This is a genomic window from Clostridium sp. DFI.1.208, assembly GCF_024463855.1.
Taxonomy (GTDB): domain Bacteria; phylum Bacillota_I; class Bacilli_A; order Erysipelotrichales; family Erysipelotrichaceae; genus Clostridium_AQ.
The window spans coordinates 1-293 of the sequence record NZ_JANGCA010000260.1; the positions used below are offsets into that span (position 1 = coordinate 1).

The 293-nt window shown below is 51.9% G+C and carries 1 pseudogene; it reads right to left on the reverse strand.

The features are described from left to right. A pseudogene (locus tag NE665_RS24300) lies at positions 1-293 on the reverse strand (peptidase); the annotation flags it as partial.

The window sequence follows — 293 nt, forward strand, 5'->3', positions numbered from 1 at the left end:
GGACAAGGCAGATTACAGTGTGCCGTTTGACCGCATGGACAATACCGACGCTGACCCTCTCTGTTGCGACTGCGGCATTTTTTGCCTGTTTCCCGGCTTCACGGGCAGCCTTGGCATACTGCATTTTCAGTTTTTGTTTCTGCCATATCCGGGCAATCGAATGTTTCTTCAGCTCCGGGTGGTCGCTAAGAGCCTGCCGGTAAGCAAGTCTTGCGTTGGCCTTTGATGATTTTTGCTGTAATTTCGCTGCCTTTCGGTAGGTGGCAGTTTTATGCCGGTGATATGCCGTGCGA